The sequence below is a fragment of the Burkholderia sp. KCJ3K979 genome (genome assembly GCF_016759955.1).
Classification (GTDB): domain Bacteria; phylum Pseudomonadota; class Gammaproteobacteria; order Burkholderiales; family Burkholderiaceae; genus Burkholderia; species Burkholderia orbicola.
Genome location: NZ_JACFYV010000393.1, coordinates 1 through 2,328, shown reverse-complemented (window position 1 = coordinate 2,328; position 2,328 = coordinate 1). Strand labels below are relative to the sequence as shown.

General features: G+C 68.2%; 2 protein-coding genes. Both read right to left on the bottom strand.

Annotation, left to right across the window (positions count from 1 at the left end; all coding sequences use genetic code 11):
• Window positions 1-346, bottom strand: a 346-nt coding sequence (locus tag H3O04_RS35055) for a 2'-5' RNA ligase family protein (protein WP_272929920.1), incomplete at its 3' end; no start/stop codon positions are given.
• Window positions 343-1,836, bottom strand: coding sequence for an alanine/glycine:cation symporter family protein (locus tag H3O04_RS35050; protein ID WP_202589487.1), 1,494 nt, complete (start codon window positions 1,834-1,836; stop codon window positions 343-345). The genes H3O04_RS35055 and H3O04_RS35050, both read right to left, overlap by 4 nt.
• Window positions 1,837-2,328: the final 492 nt, after the last annotated feature.

Genomic DNA, 2,328 nt, shown 5'->3' with positions numbered 1-2,328 from the left:
CGCCGAGTTCGCGCAACAGCGCCGCCAGCCCCGCATTCAGCGCGACGCAAGCGGCATCGGCCGCGAGCTCCGCGACGATCAGCCGCGCACGCGGCAGGCTCGGCCACCACGCGATCCGCTCGACCGGCAACGACGGCAACGCATGCGCGGCCGCGAGCGCGGGCAGGTGCGCAGCCAGCGCGTCGCACCGCTCCCGCTCGATTGCGCCGATGAACGCGAGCGTCATGTGCAGTTGCGCGGGCAGCGTACGCCGCGCCCCGCGGGTAACCGGCAACGCGTGCAGCGCGTCGCGCGACGCCGCATCGGGCATCAGCGCGACGAACGCACGGAGCCGGTCGCCGTTCATGATTCGCTCACGGCGGCCCGCGGCGCATTCGGCGCATCGGCGGAAGCAACCGGACGCTGCGGCAGCGGGCCATGCTCGCCCCACACGTCGGCCGGCAGCACGCGCGCGAGTTCGGGGATCGTGTTGCGCGTGAACACCGGATCGGCGACGCCGGCCGCGCGCTGGCGGCGATAGTCGGCCCAGGCGGCGTGCGCGTACTCGCCGAGCGCGAGGATCGCGATCAGGTTGATGATCGCCATCAGCCCCATGCTCGTATCGGCCATCGCCCACACGAGCGGCAGTTGCCCGACGCTGCCGAACATCACCATGCCGAGCACGGCGATGCGGAACAGCGACAACACGCCGCGCCGCTTCGTGACGAATTCGACGTTGCCTTCCGCATACGCGTAGTTGCCGATCACCGACGAGAACGCGAGGAAGAAGATCGCGACGGCCATGTAGATGCCGCCCCAGTCGCCGACGTGGCTCGAAATCGCGCGCTGCGTGAGCGCCGCGCCCTCCATCCCGGTGCCGAGTTCGTACTGGCCCGACAGCAGGATCACGAACGCGGTCGCGCTGCAGATCACGATCGTGTCGACGAACACGCCGAGCATCTGGATCAGCCCCTGCGTGACGGGGTGGCGCGTGCTGGCGGTCGCGGCCGCGTTCGGCGCGCTGCCCATCCCCGCCTCGTTCGAGAACAGCCCGCGCTTCACGCCGATCGCGATCGCCTGGCTGACCGCATAGCCGGTCAGGCCGCCGGCCGCCTGCTCGAGGCCGAACGCGCTCTTCACGATCAACGCGATCACGCCGGGCACCAGCGTGATGTGGGTCGCGACCGCGTAGACCGCGAGCGCGAGGTAGCCGATCGCCATCAGCGGCACGATCACCTGCGCGACCGTCGCGATGCGGCGGATGCCGCCGAAGATGATCGGCGCGGAAAGCAGCACGAGACCGAGGCCAACCGTCTCGCGACGCCAGCCGAACGACGTATGGAACGCATCGGCGATCGCGTTGGCCTGCACCGCGTTGAACACGAAGCCGAACGCGAGGATCAGCGACAGCGAGAACAGCACGCCGAAGCCGCGCGAGCGCAGCCCCGTCTGGATGTAGTACGCGGGGCCGCCGCGATAGCTGCCGTCCGGGTGCGACACCTTGAAGATCTGCGCGAGCGTCGCTTCGACGAACGCGGACGACATCCCGACGAGCGCGGTCATCCACATCCAGAAGATCGCGCCCGGCCCGCCGACCGTCAGCGCCACCGCGACGCCGGCGATGTTGCCGGTGCCGACGCGGCTCGCGAGCCCGGTCGCGAACGCCTGGAACGACGAGATGCTGCCCGGCTCGCCCTTGCTGCCGACCAGCTTCATGCTGAGGAACAGCGCCTTCAGCTGGATCATCCGGAACCGCAACGTGAACCACGCGCCGGCGCCGAGCAGCAGCGCGATCAGCACGTAGTTCCACAGCACGCCGTTGACGGCTTCGATCAGCCCTTGCACGAATGCTTCCATCCAGAGTCCTTGTAAATAACGTCAGTCATGAGCGGCGGCCGCGAACGCGGCCCGAGGGGCGACATGATATGACAGTTCTCAAGAATTATTACAAAACGAAAGGATTTGAGATGATGAAAAATCGACGCCGGATGTCATCAGGTTAGACGACGCTTCGCGAAAATGCGGGAGCGATGATGGCGGGCCGGCCCACCGGCTCGCGCCGCGCGGCAGGAACGCCGGACGCCGCTCGGCTCATCCGGGCCGACGCCGATGCAACGACATCGATCGCGCGCCCAGCCATAAAAAAACCGGGCGCCCTTTCGGACGCCCGGCTTCCATCGAAACCCGCTCGCGCTGTTCAGCTCAGCGCGGCAGTTCCGAATGCCCCATCAGATACGCATCGACCGAGCGCGCGCACTGGCGGCCTTCGCGGATCGCCCACACCACGAGCGACTGGCCGCGACGCATGTCGCCTGCCGCGAATACCTTGTCGACCGACGTGTAGTACGA

Bases quoted from the DNA above. Each gene is read 5' to 3' on its own strand.
- H3O04_RS35050 (WP_202589487.1), bottom strand. From the start codon at position 1,836: ATGGAAGCATTCGTGCAAGGGCTGATCGAAGCCGTCAACGGCGTGCTG.